Raw genomic sequence first — 16475 nt, forward strand, 5'->3', positions numbered from 1 at the left:
AATCTGCTTAACCTGCGTCATCCGCGTTCTATTTAAACGCTTTATTAACCCTGAATTTTCTTCTCCAACTCGGGCTGGAAGGGTTGATTATACTGACGTTTACCCGTGGTTTTATACAACGCATTGGCCACCGCACCAAATACGGGTGGGAAAGGCGGTTCGCCCAATCCGGTTGGGTCGATGTCGTTTTCCACGAAGTGAACGTCAATAAGCTTGGGGGCTTCGTTATGACGAATGAGCCGGTACTTGTCGAAGTTAGTCTGTTCGGGGGCTCCGCTCTTGTGCGTCAGCGCACCGTAGAACGCGTTGCCGATGCCGTCGACCACCGCGCCCTGCACCATGTTTTTGGCCGAATCGGGGTTGACCACAATACCACAGTCAATGGCACTAAATACCCGCTCCACATACGGCTGCCCATCGCGGGTTACCATATCGACCACGTGGGCCGCGTAGGAGTTGTGGCAGAAATAAGCCGCCACACCGCGGTGGTACTTTTCGCTACCAGCCTTGTTCCAGTTGGATTTGTCCCGTACCAGGGTGAGTACACCCGCGTATCGGTCGGCATCGTACTCGTTGTTTTTGCCTACCGGACTTTCCTTGGCCCGTTTCAGCAGCTCCAGCCGCAACTCGATAGGGTCTTTGCCCATCGCTTCGGCCACTTCATCCAGGAAGGATTGCTCAGCGGCTGCGTTGAAGTTGGAGCGCGGTGCCCGGAACGCCCCAATCGTAATGTTGGACGGAATCTCCCAGCCTTCGGCCAGGTAATTATCCACGGCTCCGGCCGGAAAGCGATTGGCATGAATTGCGTGCTCCGGAATGCCTCCCCCTTTCACATGGAAACCGATCAGGTTTTTATTGGCATCCAGAGCGGCCCGATACGTAGCCGTGTACATCGGGCGATAGATACCATAGGTCATGTCATCCTCGCGGGTATAGATCAGCTTGATCGGCGCTTTGGCTTTTCTTGAGATCAGTGCCGCTTCAGTCATGTAATGGGCGTATGCCCGACGGCCAAAGCCGCCACCCATGCGTGTCATCTGAATCTCGATCTTGTCGGCGGGGAGATTGAGCACTTTTGACAAAGTGGGTTCTACCCAACCCGGTGCCTGAAGTGGTCCAGCCAATACCGCTTTGTCCTCCGTTACATGGGCGAAGAAATTCATCGGCTCCATCGTGTTGTGGGCCAGAAACGGAGCATTATAGGTGCGTTCGATAATCTGAGCCGCATTTTTGAACGCCGTTTCGGGGTCGCCGTCCTTCCGCAGTTGCTGCGCCGGTTTTTTGGCGTATTCCGCCATTTTCTCAAGCTGGGCTGTGGTACTTTCCAGTTCACCCGGAACCGTAACCTCACGTTTACCGCCCCTACCCGCCATCGTATCTTTAATGTCGCCGGTCGGTTCCCACTGGGCCACCAGCTTTTTGCGGGCGTTCATGACCTCCCAGGTCGATTTGCCCACCACAACCAGCAGATCGTTGAAGGTACGGGTATCGAAACCGCCCTGCTCAAATCCGTCCTGGTACAGTTTCAGGGTGAACACGTCCTTGATGCCCGGCATTTTGAGCACCTGCGACGCATCGAACGATTTTAGCTTCATACCAAAGGCTGGCGGATGCTGAATCATCGCGATCAACATACCCTCTGCCCGATAATCCAGTCCGAACAGCGGCTTGCCGGTAATTACTTTGAGCCCCTCGACATTTTTCTTCGAGTTTCGGACAATGCTGAAATCCTTCGGGGCTTTCAGCTTCATGCCTTTTGGCACAGGAATGGTAGCGGCTTTGGTAGCCATTTCGCCGTATTTCGCCGATTTTCCGCTCGAGTGCGACAACACGCCTGCCTTGGTGGTCACTTCACCAACCGGCACATTCCACGTTTGGGCGGCTGCTTCGCACAGCATCTGTCGGGCAGCCGCACCGGCTTCGCGGAGGGGTTTCCAGTACATACGCACCGAATTACTCCCCCCCGTAAACTGGGGACCTAGTTTTGCGTTGTCATGCGGTCCCATTTCCACAACCACGTTTTTCCAGTCGGCGTCCAGTTCCTCGGCCAGCATCATGGGCAGCGAGGTCATTACATTCTGGCCAAATTCCGGATTGGGGCACAGGAGTCGAATCACATTGTCCGGTGTGATCTGAATGTAGCCGTTTAACTCCACCCATTTCTCGGGCAGGTTTAACGCCTGCATTTTATCGGCACCTTTCGCGCTCGATAACCAGCTCACGCTGAGCATCAGGCCGCCACCCGCCAGCAGCGAAGACGTCAAAAAAGACCGCCTGTTATATGTTGTCTTGGTCGTTTCCATACTGTGTATCAGATGGAACACAGACTTTTATGATGATCATGATTTGGGGAATCGTAATGATCATAAAAATCAGCGTTCGATCACTTTGTCGTTTTAGATGCTGATTTGATGGCTTCTTTGATACGCAGGTACGTGCCACAGCGGCAGATATTACCGCTCATGGCGGCATCGATGTCGGCATCGGTAGGCTTGGGGTTGCTCTTCAGTAACGAAGCCGCACTCATGATTTGTCCGGCCTGGCAGTAGCCGCACTGCGCCACATCGTGTTCCAGCCAGGCTTTTTGCACCGGGTGGTCGCCTTTAGCCGATAACCCTTCGATGGTGGTGATAGCCTGATTGCCAACAACCGAAACAGGCAACTGACAGGACCGAACTGCCGTTCCGTCCAGATGAACCGTGCAGGCTCCGCACTGCGCCATGCCACAGCCGTATTTTGTGCCGGGCAAGTCCAGATGGTCGCGGAGTACCCAAAGTACTGGCGTGGATGGATCAACCTCCACGGGTCTGACTTTTCCGTTGATTTTTAGGTTATACTTTGCCAACGTGTAAACTAGTTAAAGGATTTATATTGAACCAGAACACAGACTCATAGCGGCTAACCATTTCGTCGGTGCCTTTATATACTTGCAGCTACAGCTATCGAAAAACGATCAAGTTACTCTCTGTCAGACCCGCACTAAAAATTCATGAGCCAGTCAGGAGCTTTACAAAGGTCTTTTTTATCCTTGAACTAAATGGTATACAAATTACAGATATTCCTACCAATTTCACTGATTTAATGGCACTTAGACCCCTCCTGCTTCTTCGCCCGCTACCGATTCGCTTCCGAAAGCCAGTGAAACTGCCGCTCTGCCAGTTGAAAATGACGTTTCTGACGTGTTAGGGCCACCACGATCGAATCATTTCGAACTTTGCCCCGTAACACAATGTGATTCGTGTCCGGCATGCTGTAACCCATCGTGAAAAGAGCCGTCGAATCCGACGCAAATTTTTTGAACGCCAACGTGTGATTGAGCGAATCCAGTGTATAGTTGAAATAGCCCCGTCGGTAGCGTTGCCGAAACAACGTATCGGCGGTCAGGATACTCCCTGAAGTGTTCGGTTCAAAAACAACATCTTTCCACCGCAGGCTATCGGCCACATTGCCCTGAAACTGGTCGACGGTGAAAAAGCCCGTTGTCAGTTTTTTGGGAGCTGAATTGTTACTCGATCCAGCGGTACTCTGGTAAAACCCAAACAAAGGCATGGCCAGGAACAGAATGACAAAAGCCACTTTCAACGCGATCTGCGTGGTTCGCATCCATTTTTTGGGTAGAACCAGACGGGGTTTTGGCTGGGTGGGTTTGTTGAAAACGAAGAAATTAAGCAGGCGCTTCGCATCGCCAATCAGCAACACATTACTGAACAGGAACAGGTGAATAGAGAACAGCTTGACGGGTATGTCGTAGCACAAGTTCATCATCATCACGTTGAGAAAAACACTCGCGGCCACAAACGCCCCCAACGTACTCGTACGCCGGAAGAACAGCAGCAGTCCGGCCACCACCTCCACCGCACCCGAGAAAAATTGATAGGGCGTTGAGTATCCGATAAAATACCAGGAGAAGCGCATGGGCAGCAGATCGCCCAGTGGAGTCGCCAGCGCACTCATGGACGGAAACACCATTTGCTGGCCAAAAAGCTTGATAACCCCGTACCGCAAAGCAACCATAGCCACATAATACCGAAGGAGAACCAACAGCCAGTAGTAAGCAGTATTATAATTGTCGCGCCGGTCGAAAAGTGTCCAAACGATCGCACCGACCAAGCCACTGATCAGAAAAAAGCAAAGCTGTGCATAGCCATAGGATGTATCGCCACTGCCGTTGAGCGGCACCAGCACGTCTTTCACGTGAACGATATACGTATTGGTGAAATTAACCAGTATCTCTTCAACTTTACCGTAATATTCGCCGATGAACCCCAGAAAAGGCAAATCACTAACCCATGTCCAGGGCGACATGTAGAGCAGCAGATAAATACAGCCGAAACGAAACAGGAATTTTTGCCAGAAAGCCCATTGATCGGCAGGGTGCACAGCGGTATTTTCCATACATGGTGTGTTTGAGAGGAACTAACAATAATAAGTAATCCCCTCAAAATCACCAATTATCCCCGAATCAACTTCTTCATCTTGATCAATGAGTTTGTCATCACGTCTTTATCGGGATGAAGAACGACCTGTTTCAGCACCTCGCAAATGAACAGTTCATGATCGCCCGCATCGGTGCTGTGCATCACACGACACTGGACGTAGCCAACGGCCTCGGTCAGATATGGGCAGCCGCGTTCGTCGAGGGCATGGGGCAGATTTTTAAACTTATCCCGACCGCGACCCGACTGCTGGCCAAGTTTACGAATCAGGTTCGTTTGATCGGTGGCTAATAGATTAATGTTCAGGATGCCGCTTTCGCGTACGAGCTCAATTGTATAATCGACTTTATACAACGCCACGGCGAGCACCTTACCACCCATATCCGTTTGCATCAGCCAGGTAACAATGTTGGCATTGCGTTTTCCATTAGCACTGGTCGTTACACTGTGAATGTCGTAATCTTTGTATTTCAGTAGTCGTTTGGGCATAGGGTTGGTTGTCGCATGGACGCTACATTAACTTTGCACCGAACGAAGCGTTTTACACTTCTGTTCTATAGTTAATCAGCAGGACTTGCTTATAAAAATAGATACACCTAAGGATGGATAGAATTAGAACACAGATGATACAGATCGAACGGATTCGTACGGATAAAGTCGAGGACCAGCCGTTTTATCTGTACAAATCCGTTCGATCTGTATCATCTGTGTTCTAATTCTTTTTTATACGAAAGCCTTGAATTAAGCAGTGATTCATTATGGAGTGTGGTGTGAAATGGCTACTCCGCTCTTTCACTCATTCGCTCTTTCGCTTTTTCCGTCAATGAAATCGTTCGACATACCCGACTATTACCGCAGCAGCATTATTACCCCACTGAAAGAATTTCGGCGGAAGAAGGATAAACTGAAACGGGACTTCACCCCTACCCTACTCGATTTCGGCCCCATCCGGCTGTTGATCGCCCGGCACTTTGGTTTCTGCTATGGCGTTGAAAATGCGGTGGAAATTGCGTACAAAGCCATCGCTGAGAATCCGGACAAGCGCATTTTCCTGCTCAGCGAAATGATCCATAACCCCGATGTCAACGCCGATCTACAGGATCGGGGGGTTCGGTTCATTATGGATACCAAGGGCAATCAACTTATTTCCTGGACTGAGCTAACGGCCGAGGATGTCGTTATCATTCCGGCTTTCGGCACAACACTGGAAACCCAGCATCAGCTCGCTGCCCTTGGCCTCGACGTAGCCAAATATGACACCACCTGCCCGTTCGTTGAAAAAGTCTGGAACAAAGCGAGTCAGATTGGTCAGAAGAACTATACGGTTATTGTGCATGGCAAACCCACCCATGAAGAGACCCGCGCTACTTTCTCGCACAGCAAAGAGGCCGCCCCAACGGTTGTTGTGAAAGACATGGCGCAGGCCCAGCGTCTGGCGAAATACATTACCGGTGAGTTGCCCGCCCAGGCGTTTTATACCGAATTTGCTGGTCAACATTCGCTTGGCTTCGAGCCGGAACGTGACCTGCAGCGCATTGGGGTCGTAAACCAAACTACCATGCTGGCTTCGGATACGCAGGGAATTGCCGATTTTCTGAAGCAGGTGATGATCCAGAAATACGGTCTAACACCCGATACAACAGAGGCCCATTTTGCCAACACCCGCGATACGCTCTGCTACGCCACCAACGACAATCAGGATGCAACCTACGCCCTGCTGATGTACCCGGCCGACTTCGCCATCGTAGCGGGCGGGTATAATTCGTCCAACACCTCGCACATCGTTGAACTTTGCGAAGAAAAACTGCCAACATACTTCATCGAGTCTGAGCAGAAAATCCTGTCGGACAAATTGATCCGGCACTTCAACGGGCATACGAAGCAGGAAGTTGTTACCGAAAACTTCCTAACCAAACAGGCCGATCAGTCCTCCGACAATTCGGCCAACAGCCCCATTACGGTGTTGTTGACCTGTGGTGCTTCGTGCCCCGACGCCGTTGTGGAAGGCATTCTGCTGAAACTGGTCAGCTACTTCCCGAATGCCCGCCCGGTATCAGAGATCATCAGCGAGTTTGCCCAATAATCTTACGGCACTTTGACCACGACCTCCCGGCTTTCGTTCTGTAGCCGGTCGAGGGCCGTTACGACGTAGGTGTATTTCTTTTTGGGATCGGCCGTTTTATCGACAAAGCGGGTCGAGGATTCACCCATGCACTGCGCCAGAATACAGCGGGGATCATCGAGCCGCAAACGCGGACGGCGCCCCTCGAACCGATAAACGACATAAGCATTCGCCCCGTCGCCATCCGACGCATCGGCCGACTGGTGCCAGTATAATTCGACGCCTTCGGGTGTCAGGGCCGCTCTTAGATCGCGGGGCGGCAGGGGCGGAATGCTATCCAGCCATTTCATGGTTGGCACCAGCGCCGGGTGCCGGTAGAAGTTCGTCTGGAGCGAATCCCGAATGGCCAGCGGGTTAATCTGCAGGTTCTTCGCACTGAAGAACACACTCCCCTTTACCCCCTGCTGCTGCCGGTTATAGCGCATTTGGTTCGGAAATTCGGTAGGACGCCACCAGCCGGGGTCACGTTCCGACCCGCGCCCGACACGATAAGCGCCGTGGCCGATGTATAGATGACAGTTTTCGCCACAGTTGCGCGTCCACCAGTCGACCAGCGTTTTGTAGGGCACCCGACTAAATTCCGAACTAAAATACACCTGCGGCACAATGTAGTCGATCAGCCCGTCGCGTACCCATTTGCGGGTATCGGCATACAGTTCGTAATAAGCCTGACCACCATTGGTCGCCGAACCTTCGGGATCGTTGCTCTGATTTTTCCAGATGCCAAACGGACTGATGCCGAATTTAACCCAGGGCTTGTTGGCCCGAATGGAATCGCGCAGTTCGGTAACCAGCTTCGTTACATTGTCGCGTCGCCAGTCGGCTTTGTTCATTCCGTTGAAGTTCGCTTTGTAAGTACTGTCGTCACGCAGTACCTGACCGGGTTCGGCATAGGGATAAAAATAATCGTCGAAGTGAATTCCATCCACATCATATTCCCGAACCACGTTGGCCACGATACCGGCGATGTAGGAGCGAACCGCCGGTATACCGAGGTTGAAGAGCTTTTTTCCTCCATACGACAGCATCCATTCGGGTTTCCGATTTACGATATTGGTGGGCGCTATGCTGGCCGTTTTGCTGAATGCGGCCCGGTCGAGATTGAACCAGGCATGAAACTCAAGTCCGCGCTGATGCGCCTGCTCGATCATAAACTCCAGCGGGTCGTAAAACGGTTCGGGAGCCAGCCCCTGCTGACCCGTCAGCCATTCAGACCAGGGCTCCGAGCCGCGCGCATAAAACGCATCGGCGGCCGATCGAACCTGTACCACAACCGCGTTGAGGCCCATTTGCTGGTGCTGGTCGAACATTGTCACGATTTCCCGCTGCTGATCGGCCACGGGCAGGCCTTTTTTGCTGGGCCAGTCGATATTGGTTACCGTAGCGATCCAGACAGCCCGAAACTCCCGTTTTGGCGGAGCGGGCGTCAGATCGGTCACTTCATCGTAGGGAAGGGTATCAGCCGGTGGCGTAATAACTTTGGGTACAACCGGCTTTGGCGGATCGGGTTTGACCGTGGTGGCAGGTTTGGGCTGAGCGGGCACAAACGCAACCGGCGGCTTTGGCTTTACAGCAGGTTTTGCCGTGGCAACAGGTTTAGCCTGCCGACAGCTATTGCTGATAAGAATAAGAAAGAATAAGCAACAGGAAGCAATCCGACGCATTGGACACAATGGGTTAGCTGCCAAAATTAACGATAGTCGGGCACACCTCAGCCGAACCAGCTATCAATTCTGTTTTTTTCCAATGGCTCGGCAGGCATCGCTACAATAAATAACGTTGTCCCAATCGCGTTCCCATTTCTTACGCCAGCTAAACGGCCGATTACAGACGGGGCATAGTTTCGTCGGCAAATCGGACTTCTTACGCATTTTCATAGATGGACAACACGCTGGTTTCCGAACAAGTTTTCTCGCCAGCGTACGTTTTGAACGGGAGTACCCTCTTTTGCCTTATGTTTTTAGCGGACCAAACCAGATCAAAAAGCCCTTCTGCCTCCATCGAGATACACGCATGCTGTCGATTTGACAGATGGATGCTTTACGGCAACCTGCCAATCAGGCAATTTTTCCTGCTGAGCACTTCGTCCCTTCGCTTATGTCCTGATAAAACCGATGGATGGACGCTTTAGCACGAATATTGTTCGTTCGGACGTATGGCTTCGTTTGACAAACCGTAGCTAAAACTGATAATCAACTGATTCGCCAAATTTTTATACCAAATATTGGTAACTGTTTACCCGTTTGTACGGTTCTATCAGTATGAAAGCCTTAGCTACCAAAACGTTAACAGACATTGAGACCGATCGTATTATCGAAATGGCCTGGGAAGATCGTACGCCCTTCGAGGCTATTCAGGCGCAGTTCGGCTTATCAGAACAGGAAGTCATTGAACTCATGCGCCGGGAGTTGAAACCGTCGTCATGGCGGAGATGGCGCGAACGGGTGCAGGGACGATCAACCAAGCACGCAACACTGTCGGCCGTTGATGATGCCCGGTTCAAATCAGCTCAACAAAGGGGTATAGCCCTAAACAAAATAAGTAAACGCTAAATTTCCTTATTTGGCATCTGTGGTATTAAACTTACTTTTTTGCCACTTTAGCTCAGGATTAGCACTATTTGTTCTGTTATTTGAAAGAATCCAATAAGTTTAAAGAATTTTCTATTTCAAAAGATGGTAGCTTTGCACCATCCTGTAACACAGTAATAAAAGACTGCATCATTTATGTCGAGCCAAAAATTAGATCAGATAGATCGAAACGTATTAGAAATCCTCCAGGCCAACGCTAAAATCACCAACGCACAGCTCTCCAAAGAAATTGGCCTTTCGCCCGCTCCAACGCTCGAACGTGTCAAGAAACTGGAAACATCGGGTATCATTCAGAGCTACCACGCTCAACTGAACCGGGAAAAAATTGGTCTTGGCGTAACGACTTTCGTTATGGTTACGCTGGTAGGACACAAGAAAGAGACCACCATGTCGTTCGTGGGGAAGGTCAACGAAATTCCTGAAATCATTGAATGCCACCACATTACCGGCTCGGGAGATTTCCTGTTAAAAGTAATTGCGAAAGACATCTCGTCGTATCAGGGCCTGATGCTGGACGTTATCAACGAAATTGACGAAGTTGCCAGCACCCAAACGATGGTGATCATGTCGACATTCAAGGAAAGCAAAGTGCTGCCTATTCCTTGATTAAACAAAAAATGTATGATGTATGATATAGGATGTATGCCGCAGGCGAAAATACATCATACATCATACATCATACATCCCTATTCTCTCCGTTTCCGACGCTCTTCCCTTCTTGTCTTCTTGGCGTCGTCAATTGCTTTTTTAGCTTCCTTATACTGACTGGATTTCTTTTCTGCCTTATCCAGTACCTCTTTAAAGTAAGTTTGCGCGAGATCGTAGTTCTTCTCGTCGTTGGCAATCTTCGCCAGCCCCATCACAGAGGATAGATAATAGCCCGCGTTCGTCGAGTTCGTTTGTTTGGCGTAGTCAATCGCTTTTTGATAATAGATCTTTGCCGCCGACAGGTTTTTGTAAAACAGGTGGTTGACGTACGCAACAATATAAGCTGCCGTCCGACCGCTTACGCCTTCGTAACCCGCCTGCGTACGGTCAACCTTTTCCAGAATATCTTTAGAGATCCGCTCGGCATCGGCCAGCCGCCCCGTCACAAACGCCGACCGGGCATAATAACGCTCGAAAAAGGGATTGTCAGGATACTGCTCATACATGTACTTCGACATGTCGTATGCTTTATCGTACTGATTCTCCATGCTGTAGATCTGTACCAGAAAGTAGCGGGCTTCCACGCGGGTGTAAAACGCCGAATTAGCCGTTTTTTCCAGTTCTTTTATCCCGTTTGCTTTATTGCCTTTCGGGAAGAACATGAGGATGGGCTTCAGGATCGGGTAATTTTCCGGAATCCATTGGGCGTAGTAGTTGTACATACCGTCGCCAAAGAGCAGTTCAGGGCTGAAATCGGCGTTGCCTTTACACTTATCGAAGTACTTCAGGGCGTTTTTACCGGCAATGGTGGCTTTCGCCCACTTCTTGCGCTCGGAGTATAAACGACCCTTGAACGCATAGGCAGCGGCCAGAAAAAACGAAGGCTCCAGCTTGTTGTCGCTCTCATCATACAGTTTTTCAGCCATCGTAATGGTCGAATCCATGTACGCCAGACAGGATGTGTCATAGTCCGTTACGTCGGTATTGGGCACAATTTTCCACCATTCGGCCAGACCCATCATGAAGTACGGCATGGGGTGCTTCGGGTAGCGCAGCCGCAACCACCGAAACTCCTTGTCGGCCTCGTAGAACTTGTAATTATACATCAGGTTGATAGCCTCCGCCGATTCAATCTGAACGCCGGGGTGCTTCAGCAAACCATCATATTTCTTGTCAAAAGCCGACGGGTCGTAGAGTTGCGCCTGCGCCAGAACAGCCAGACCCATAAACCATACCGTCAACAATAGCTTCTTCATTCGTTAGATTTTGCGTTAATAGTATATAAACGTAAACGGGTCGCAGTCCGTTTGCCTTGGTTTATTTTTAGGCTTTTTTTTGTCCTCAACCTCAGCACGGGCGTATCTTTGACAGACCAAGACGCCGATATGATAACGATCAAAGACAAAACATTTGTCCCGTTTATTCCAGCCGATGCCATTCAACAGCGCATTCAGGAATTAGCTCAGCAAATTAATCAGGAATACGCCGACAAACAGCCGCTCATTGTGGTCGTTCTGAACGGCGCTTTTTTGTTTGCCGCCGATCTGGCCAAACACATTACGATTCCCTGCGAGATTACATTCATTCGCGTAGCTTCTTACAGCGCCACCGAATCCAGCGGCCAATTGAAGCAGATTCTGGGCCTCAACGAATCCGTAGCGGGTCGGGATTTGATCGTTGTCGAAGATATTGTCGATACCGGCCTGACCATTCATGAGGTGTGCCAGCAGCTTCAGGCCATGCAGCCTACCTCCATTGCCATTGCTACCTTGTTGTTCAAACCCAGCGCCCTGAAAGAAAAACTCGACCTGCACTACGTTGGCTTCGAGATCGAAAACCGCTTCGTACTCGGCTACGGCCTCGACTACGACGGACTGGGCCGGAATACGCAGGAGATATTTGTTCTTTTTGAGGAGTTAGAAGTGAGGAGCGAGGAGTGAGGAGTTGCTGACGCGAGTGCTGGCGCGGGCATTCGCCCGTGCCTTTTCATGAAGTCAGTATTCACTGACGCAAGCGAACCAGGACGCCGAAACGACTGACTTGCGCCAAGCACGAGTAATTAAGCCCCTAGTTGCTGTCAGAATATTGCAACCTGACTGACGCAAGCAAATGCTTGCCCAATAAGAAGGCACGAGCCTATGCTCGCGCCAGCCCTCCTAACTCCTAACTCCTAACTCCTTTATCGATCCACCTCCCCCATCACCACATCAATTGACCCGATGATGGCGACCAGATCGGCGAGCATGGCGCCTTTGCTGATTTCGCTGATGACCGATAAATTGTGAAAGCAGCACGAACGGGCTTTGCAGCGGACCGGTATATCAGACCGGCCATCCGTTCGGAAGAAGAAGCCCAACTCACCTTTGGCACTTTCGGCGCGGGCGTAGAAATCCATGGCTTTGGGGCGGATTTTCTTGGGCACAACGGCCTGCGGATCGTAATCGCGGGTGCGTTTGTGATCACCCAGGAGCTGGTCGAGACACTGTTCGATGATACGGATGGACTCGTGGCATTCCAGCACCCGAACGTTATTCCGGTCCCAGCAATCGCCCACGGTCCCCATTTTCCCTTCACCAATAGGAATATCAAAATCCAGTTCGGGATATACCGAATACCCGTCTACCCGGCGCAGGTCGTACCGCAGACCTGAGCCGCGCAGCATAGGCCCCGTACAGCCGTAGTCGATGGCGACCGGCAAGGGCAATACCCCCACATTGGCCGTTCGTTTTACAAAGATTTCGTTTTCGATAACGAGCTGCTGTAGCTCGACCAGCTTTGGCTTAAGGTAATTGACAAACTCCCGGCATCGCTCTTCAAAGCCAACCGGCAGATCGTAAAACAGCCCGCCTATCCAGATGTAGTTATACAGCATCCGGGCTCCGCTCACCCATTCGAGCAGACGCTGGATGTGCTCCCGGTCGCGCATGAGCCAGAGAAAAGGCGTGTAAGCGCCAATGTCGAGTGCATAAGTACCCACGCCCACAAAGTGCGCAGCAATCCGGTTCAGTTCGGCCACCAGCACCCGTATATATTCGGTCCGTTTAGGAATGTCATTCTGAATACCCAGCATCCGCTCCACCCCCATCACAAAGGCATGTTCGGAATTCATAGCCGCCAGGTAATCGAGCCGGTCGACAAAGGGAATCGTTTGATTGAACGGGAGATTCTGAGCGTGTTTTTCGAAGCAGCGATGCAGATAGCCCAGGTGCGGCACCACATCGACCACAATTTCCCCATTGGTGACCACTTCAAACCGCAGCACGCCGTGCGTCGACGGGTGTTGTGGCCCCATGTTCAGGATCATCTCGCCCTCCTGAAGCATATCGGGCCGGTAGACAGTCGGTTCCGATGCTTTAAAATGCCCCGGTGCGTATTCGTATTGTATTGTCTGTGTGTTCATGACTGGTACCAAACAGCCACTGGCTGTTTGCTTTTCGGGCGTCCAACAGCCAGCGGCTGTTTGGTACAACATTCCCCCAAAGGTCGAAAGCGGGTAGCCGAAAGCCAAACGTCAGCGGGCTTTTCTGAGGTCGTTCACGGAAAATCATACATTTTTTTCTAACAAGCTCTTTGTCAAGTGAAACGCATTTCGTACCTTTGCGCTCCTTATCGAGAAAACGAACTTTAGCAATGGCAAAGAAAGGCGCCAATAGAATCCAGGTTATTCTGGAATGCACCGAGCAGAAAGACAGCGGTGTTCCCGGCATGTCCCGGTACATTACTACGAAAAACCGGAAAAACACGCCGGCTCGTATCGAGCGGAAGAAGTACAATCCGTTCCTTAAGAAAGTAACGCTGCACAAAGAAATTAAATAGGTTTTAGGTTTATCGTTTTCTGTTTACGGTGGGTAGAGTCAATCTGCTGCCGCATCCGAAAACGGAAGGCCGTAAACCGTAAACTAAAAAGACAATGGCAAAAAAGGTAGTTGCAACCCTGAAAACGAAGGACAACGGCAAGGCGTTCGCCAAAATTATCAAAGCCGTTAAATCGCCTAAAACTGGCGCCTATACCTTCAAAGAAGAAATGGTCCCGGTTGACGAAGTACAGGCTGCGCTGAAAAGCTAGGCATTGAATCAGTCAGCTTCCTGCACGAAGACATTTGTCCCACAGCCTTATAGGGTTCTGTGGGACTTTTTTTTATTAAAAAACAGTTAAGCCAGATAGCGAGACAGCCAGCCATGACTGAACCGGAGAACGCTACCCGATCTGACTACTAACTGACCAATTCACTGACTTTGCCTTATGGCCCTATTTGGTTTATTCTCGAAAGAAAAGAAAGAAACGCTCGACAAAGGTCTGGAGAAAACAAAAGACAGTTTTTTTTCTAAACTCGGTCGGGCGGTGGTTGGGAAATCGACTGTCGATGAAGATGTGCTCGATGAAGTCGAAAATGTCCTTATTTCCTCTGATGTCGGTGTTGAAACAACGGTTAAAATCATTCGGCGGATCGAAGAACGGGTAGCTCGTGATAAATACGTAGGTACCGACGAACTCGACCGAATCCTGCGCGAAGAAATAGCCGCTTTACTTTCTGATAATAATACGGTTGATGTTGCCGATGATTTTTCGCTGCCCGCTGGCATAAAACCCTACGTCATTATGGTAGTGGGTGTCAACGGTGTTGGTAAAACAACGACCATCGGTAAACTGGCCGCTCAATTCCACAAGCGGGGCAAAAAAGTGGTGCTTGGCGCGGGCGATACCTTCCGGGCAGCCGCCGTCGACCAGCTCAAACTCTGGGGCGACCGCGTGGGTGTTCCGGTTATCTCGCACGGTATGAACACCGACCCTTCGGCCGTAGCATTCGATGCCGTGAAGAAGGCTACCGAAATCGGCGCCGACGTGGTTATCATCGACACCGCCGGCCGACTGCACACGAAGGTCAACCTCATGAATGAGCTGACGAAGATCAAGCGGGTCATGCAGAAGTTTACGTCCGAAGCTCCCCACGAAGTGTTGCTTGTACTCGACGGATCGACAGGCCAAAACGCCTTTATTCAGGCTACTGAATTTACGAAAGCGACGGAAGTAACGGCCCTGGCCATTACCAAACTGGATGGCACCGCTAAAGGGGGTGTCGTGATCGGCATTTCGGACCAGTTCAAGATTCCGGTCAAATACATCGGCGTGGGCGAGAAGATCGACGATTTGCAGACCTTCAACAAGATGGAGTTCGTGGATTCGTTTTTTAAGAAATGAGTGTTTCGTATGGCGGTGGCGACGGATTTGCCAACCAATTTCTGACACCAAGTCGTCTTTTCTATTGAGAAGTCAGAAAGTACGGTAAATGCATTTATGAGCGATGACCTGAGCGACCATGTATAGTAAACTAAGCCTTTTTGTATTTTAGGTGTTGTATCGGACCGCATCCTGCTGTCCAGCCGTCAGGCTAATTTTTACTACTAGTACATGCAATCTTAGCCTGACGGCTGGACAGCAGGATGCGGTCCGATACAACACCAAAGAACTATATCATAAGGCCTCAAACAACGTTATGCATAAATACGTCCTCTGTTTAGTGCTCTTTCTAAACGTTTCACTGTCCGTTTCAGCTCAGAAAGCCCCCCGGCGCAAAGCAGCTAAAGCCGTGACAAAACAAGGAATATGCGGTGTCGTTCGGGAAAAGCGCGGCAACTTCATGCCCAGCCCCGACTCGCCCCGACAAAGCCCGGATGGGTCGCCCGTGGTGCGCTATGTGCTGATTTTCCCACTGCTGAACAAAAGTCAGGTGGAGGAGGGAGAAAATGGGTTTATTAGCTCGGTGGGGAATGTAAAGCCAGTGAAGACGGTGAAGTCCGGTAAAGACGGCAAATTCTGCGTGACTCTGCCGGTTGGCCAGTACACCGTTATGGTTCGGGAGCCAAAGGGCCTCTATGCCAATCTGTTCGATGGCCAGAACAATATTTTTCCGGTCCGCGTCCAGAAGAACAAACCCGTTTCCATAACGGTCGATATTACGCACCAGGCGGTGTTTTGAACCGATGGAAACATTTTTCATTCTGTTCGTTCTTGTGTTTGTACCGGCAGGCTGGTTTCTCGTACGTGCCCTGCGATTTACGGATGAGACCGTTGGAGAAAACTCCCCTTTGTATAAAGAACGAACGTACCAGTTCTCGGCCTCGCAGTATTTTATCGGCTTCTTCAAAATACTCATGGGCATTGTTTTCATACAGGCGATTGTGCTCCCCTACGTAATTTTAAAGGAAGCCGTCGCCCATGAACCATCGCTGTTTCCCCTTGCATTGGTCTTTGCTGCGTTTATCGCTGTGCCGATTTTTTTCTTTTATGTCGACTGGCAGTACTGGACTATCACCCGCCATACACGGATTACCTTAAACCCATTTAACCCCAGCATCACCGTCGACAATCCTGATTACACCAGCTACCTCACACCCGAAAACGTCGTGCGTATCGAACATCACCTCAAAAAGACGTCGAACAGTAAAGACCCCTTGGGTAATTACGGCTATTATTTATTTTACACTAACGACGGGCAGATTATCCGGATCAACAACCTCTTTTTTGCAGACATTGAGTTTCTGGAGCGCTTTTTCTCAGTCGTACCTCATACCGCTATCCTACATCAGGTACCCTGGATTATCAACCATAACCAGGCCGGAAATCCCATAGCACCGAACTTTGCAGCTTACCCTGAGCGTTAGTGAGTACTGATGCTC

Annotated in this window: 18 protein-coding genes; 9 read left to right on the forward strand and 9 right to left on the reverse strand. The window is 50.5% G+C overall.

Annotation, left to right across the window (positions count from 1 at the left end):
* Nucleotides 1-44 precede the first annotated feature (44 nt).
* The 4 genes from ACYVK4_RS05560 to ACYVK4_RS05575 all read right to left on the reverse strand — a co-directional run bounded on the left by ACYVK4_RS05560 (nt 45) and on the right by ACYVK4_RS05575 (nt 4925).
* A complete protein-coding gene (locus ACYVK4_RS05560) occupies nt 45-2303 on the reverse strand; it encodes a xanthine dehydrogenase family protein molybdopterin-binding subunit (protein ID WP_461126481.1) in 2259 nt (752 codons plus the stop codon).
* 80 nt (nt 2304-2383) lie between these two features.
* Complete coding sequence (locus ACYVK4_RS05565; protein WP_461126482.1) at nt 2384-2845, reverse strand: (2Fe-2S)-binding protein; 462 nt, start codon at nt 2843-2845, stop codon at nt 2384-2386.
* Nucleotides 2846-3114: 269 nt separating this feature from the next.
* On the reverse strand, nt 3115-4395 hold the full coding sequence (locus ACYVK4_RS05570) for a hypothetical protein (RefSeq protein ID WP_461126483.1): 1281 nt from the start codon (nt 4393-4395) through the stop codon (nt 3115-3117).
* Nucleotides 4396-4451: 56 nt separating this feature from the next.
* Nucleotides 4452-4925 carry a flavin reductase family protein gene (locus ACYVK4_RS05575; protein ID WP_461126484.1) on the reverse strand — a complete coding sequence of 158 codons (474 nt, stop codon included), beginning with the start codon at nt 4923-4925 and terminating at the stop codon, nt 4452-4454.
* 334 nt (nt 4926-5259) lie between these two features.
* Between ACYVK4_RS05575 and ACYVK4_RS05580 the strand changes: the two genes are divergently transcribed.
* Nucleotides 5260-6519: a 4-hydroxy-3-methylbut-2-enyl diphosphate reductase gene (locus ACYVK4_RS05580; RefSeq protein WP_461126485.1), complete on the forward strand. Its 1260-nt coding sequence runs from the start codon at nt 5260-5262 to the stop codon at nt 6517-6519.
* 2 nt (nt 6520-6521) lie between these two features.
* Here the strand turns inward: ACYVK4_RS05580 and ACYVK4_RS05585 are convergent, their stop codons facing one another.
* Both ACYVK4_RS05585 and ACYVK4_RS05590 read right to left on the reverse strand, forming a co-directional pair.
* Nucleotides 6522-8222: a glycoside hydrolase family 10 protein gene (locus tag ACYVK4_RS05585; protein WP_461126486.1), complete on the reverse strand. Its 1701-nt coding sequence runs from the start codon at nt 8220-8222 to the stop codon at nt 6522-6524.
* 63 nt (nt 8223-8285) lie between these two features.
* Nucleotides 8286-8435 carry a DUF2256 domain-containing protein gene (locus ACYVK4_RS05590; RefSeq protein ID WP_461126487.1) on the reverse strand — a complete coding sequence of 50 codons (150 nt, stop codon included), beginning with the start codon at nt 8433-8435 and terminating at the stop codon, nt 8286-8288.
* 384 nt (nt 8436-8819) lie between these two features.
* On the opposite strand from ACYVK4_RS05590, the gene ACYVK4_RS05595 reads away from it, so the two are divergent.
* The gene (locus ACYVK4_RS05595; protein WP_461126488.1) at nt 8820-9110 is read left to right on the forward strand and encodes a TIGR03643 family protein; all 291 of its coding nucleotides are present in this window, start codon (nt 8820-8822) and stop codon (nt 9108-9110) included.
* Between the two features lie 174 nt (nt 9111-9284).
* Nucleotides 9285-9755 carry an Lrp/AsnC family transcriptional regulator gene (locus tag ACYVK4_RS05600; protein ID WP_461126489.1) on the forward strand — a complete coding sequence of 157 codons (471 nt, stop codon included), beginning with the start codon at nt 9285-9287 and terminating at the stop codon, nt 9753-9755.
* A gap of 80 nt (nt 9756-9835) precedes the next feature.
* On the opposite strand, the gene ACYVK4_RS05605 is transcribed toward ACYVK4_RS05600, so the two are convergent.
* Nucleotides 9836-11053, reverse strand: a complete 1218-nt coding sequence (locus tag ACYVK4_RS05605; RefSeq protein WP_461126490.1) for a tetratricopeptide repeat protein — start codon at nt 11051-11053, stop codon at nt 9836-9838.
* Between the two features lie 129 nt (nt 11054-11182).
* On the opposite strand from ACYVK4_RS05605, the gene hpt reads away from it, so the two are divergent.
* Nucleotides 11183-11737, forward strand: a complete 555-nt coding sequence (hpt, locus tag ACYVK4_RS05610; RefSeq protein ID WP_461126664.1) for a hypoxanthine phosphoribosyltransferase — start codon at nt 11183-11185, stop codon at nt 11735-11737.
* Nucleotides 11738-11976: 239 nt separating this feature from the next.
* Here the strand turns inward: hpt and ACYVK4_RS05615 are convergent, their stop codons facing one another.
* Nucleotides 11977-13197: an NADH-quinone oxidoreductase subunit D gene (locus tag ACYVK4_RS05615; RefSeq protein WP_461126491.1), complete on the reverse strand. Its 1221-nt coding sequence runs from the start codon at nt 13195-13197 to the stop codon at nt 11977-11979.
* Complete coding sequence (locus ACYVK4_RS05620; protein WP_461126492.1) at nt 13151-13345, reverse strand: hypothetical protein; 195 nt, start codon at nt 13343-13345, stop codon at nt 13151-13153. Before ACYVK4_RS05620 ends, ACYVK4_RS05615 begins: the two co-directional genes overlap by 47 nt.
* A gap of 82 nt (nt 13346-13427) precedes the next feature.
* On the opposite strand from ACYVK4_RS05620, the gene rpmG reads away from it, so the two are divergent.
* From rpmG to ACYVK4_RS05645, 5 genes are all read left to right on the forward strand, one after another.
* The gene (gene rpmG, locus ACYVK4_RS05625; protein ID WP_012929817.1) at nt 13428-13613 is read left to right on the forward strand and encodes a 50S ribosomal protein L33; all 186 of its coding nucleotides are present in this window, start codon (nt 13428-13430) and stop codon (nt 13611-13613) included.
* A 94-nt stretch (nt 13614-13707) separates the two neighbouring features.
* Entirely contained in the window at nt 13708-13863 is a 156-nt protein-coding gene (locus tag ACYVK4_RS05630; RefSeq protein WP_012929818.1) for a DUF4295 domain-containing protein, read from the forward strand.
* Nucleotides 13864-14040: 177 nt separating this feature from the next.
* Nucleotides 14041-14997, forward strand: a complete 957-nt coding sequence (ftsY, locus tag ACYVK4_RS05635; RefSeq protein ID WP_461126493.1) for a signal recognition particle-docking protein FtsY — start codon at nt 14041-14043, stop codon at nt 14995-14997.
* A gap of 295 nt (nt 14998-15292) precedes the next feature.
* Nucleotides 15293-15775: a hypothetical protein gene (locus ACYVK4_RS05640; RefSeq protein ID WP_461126494.1), complete on the forward strand. Its 483-nt coding sequence runs from the start codon at nt 15293-15295 to the stop codon at nt 15773-15775.
* 4 nt (nt 15776-15779) lie between these two features.
* Entirely contained in the window at nt 15780-16460 is a 681-nt protein-coding gene (locus ACYVK4_RS05645) for a hypothetical protein (RefSeq protein WP_461126495.1), read from the forward strand.
* Nucleotides 16461-16475: the final 15 nt, after the last annotated feature.

The organism is Spirosoma aerophilum, from assembly GCF_054782495.1.

Excerpts from the sequence above, each read along its gene's own strand:
- ftsY (WP_461126493.1), top strand. The coding sequence starts at position 14,041 with ATGGCCCTATTTGGTTTATTCTCGAAAGAAAAGAAAGAAACGCTCGAC.
- ACYVK4_RS05645 (WP_461126495.1), top strand. The coding sequence starts at position 15,780 with ATGGAAACATTTTTCATTCTGTTCGTTCTTGTGTTTGTACCGGCAGGC.
- ACYVK4_RS05615 (WP_461126491.1), bottom strand. The coding sequence starts at position 13,197 with ATGAACACACAGACAATACAATACGAATACGCACCGGGGCATTTTAAA.
- ACYVK4_RS05600 (WP_461126489.1), top strand. The coding sequence starts at position 9,285 with ATGTCGAGCCAAAAATTAGATCAGATAGATCGAAACGTATTAGAAATC.
- ACYVK4_RS05620 (WP_461126492.1), bottom strand. The coding sequence starts at position 13,345 with ATGATTTTCCGTGAACGACCTCAGAAAAGCCCGCTGACGTTTGGCTTT.
- ACYVK4_RS05585 (WP_461126486.1), bottom strand. The coding sequence starts at position 8,222 with ATGCGTCGGATTGCTTCCTGTTGCTTATTCTTTCTTATTCTTATCAGC.
- ACYVK4_RS05580 (WP_461126485.1), top strand. The coding sequence starts at position 5,260 with ATGAAATCGTTCGACATACCCGACTATTACCGCAGCAGCATTATTACC.
- ACYVK4_RS05560 (WP_461126481.1), bottom strand. The coding sequence starts at position 2,303 with ATGGAAACGACCAAGACAACATATAACAGGCGGTCTTTTTTGACGTCT.
- ACYVK4_RS05590 (WP_461126487.1), bottom strand. The coding sequence starts at position 8,435 with ATGAAAATGCGTAAGAAGTCCGATTTGCCGACGAAACTATGCCCCGTC.
- ACYVK4_RS05640 (WP_461126494.1), top strand. The coding sequence starts at position 15,293 with ATGCATAAATACGTCCTCTGTTTAGTGCTCTTTCTAAACGTTTCACTG.
- ACYVK4_RS05595 (WP_461126488.1), top strand. The coding sequence starts at position 8,820 with ATGAAAGCCTTAGCTACCAAAACGTTAACAGACATTGAGACCGATCGT.
- rpmG (WP_012929817.1), top strand. The coding sequence starts at position 13,428 with ATGGCAAAGAAAGGCGCCAATAGAATCCAGGTTATTCTGGAATGCACC.
- ACYVK4_RS05630 (WP_012929818.1), top strand. The coding sequence starts at position 13,708 with ATGGCAAAAAAGGTAGTTGCAACCCTGAAAACGAAGGACAACGGCAAG.
- hpt (WP_461126664.1), top strand. The coding sequence starts at position 11,183 with ATGATAACGATCAAAGACAAAACATTTGTCCCGTTTATTCCAGCCGAT.
- ACYVK4_RS05570 (WP_461126483.1), bottom strand. The coding sequence starts at position 4,395 with ATGGAAAATACCGCTGTGCACCCTGCCGATCAATGGGCTTTCTGGCAA.
- ACYVK4_RS05605 (WP_461126490.1), bottom strand. The coding sequence starts at position 11,053 with ATGAAGAAGCTATTGTTGACGGTATGGTTTATGGGTCTGGCTGTTCTG.
- ACYVK4_RS05575 (WP_461126484.1), bottom strand. The coding sequence starts at position 4,925 with ATGCCCAAACGACTACTGAAATACAAAGATTACGACATTCACAGTGTA.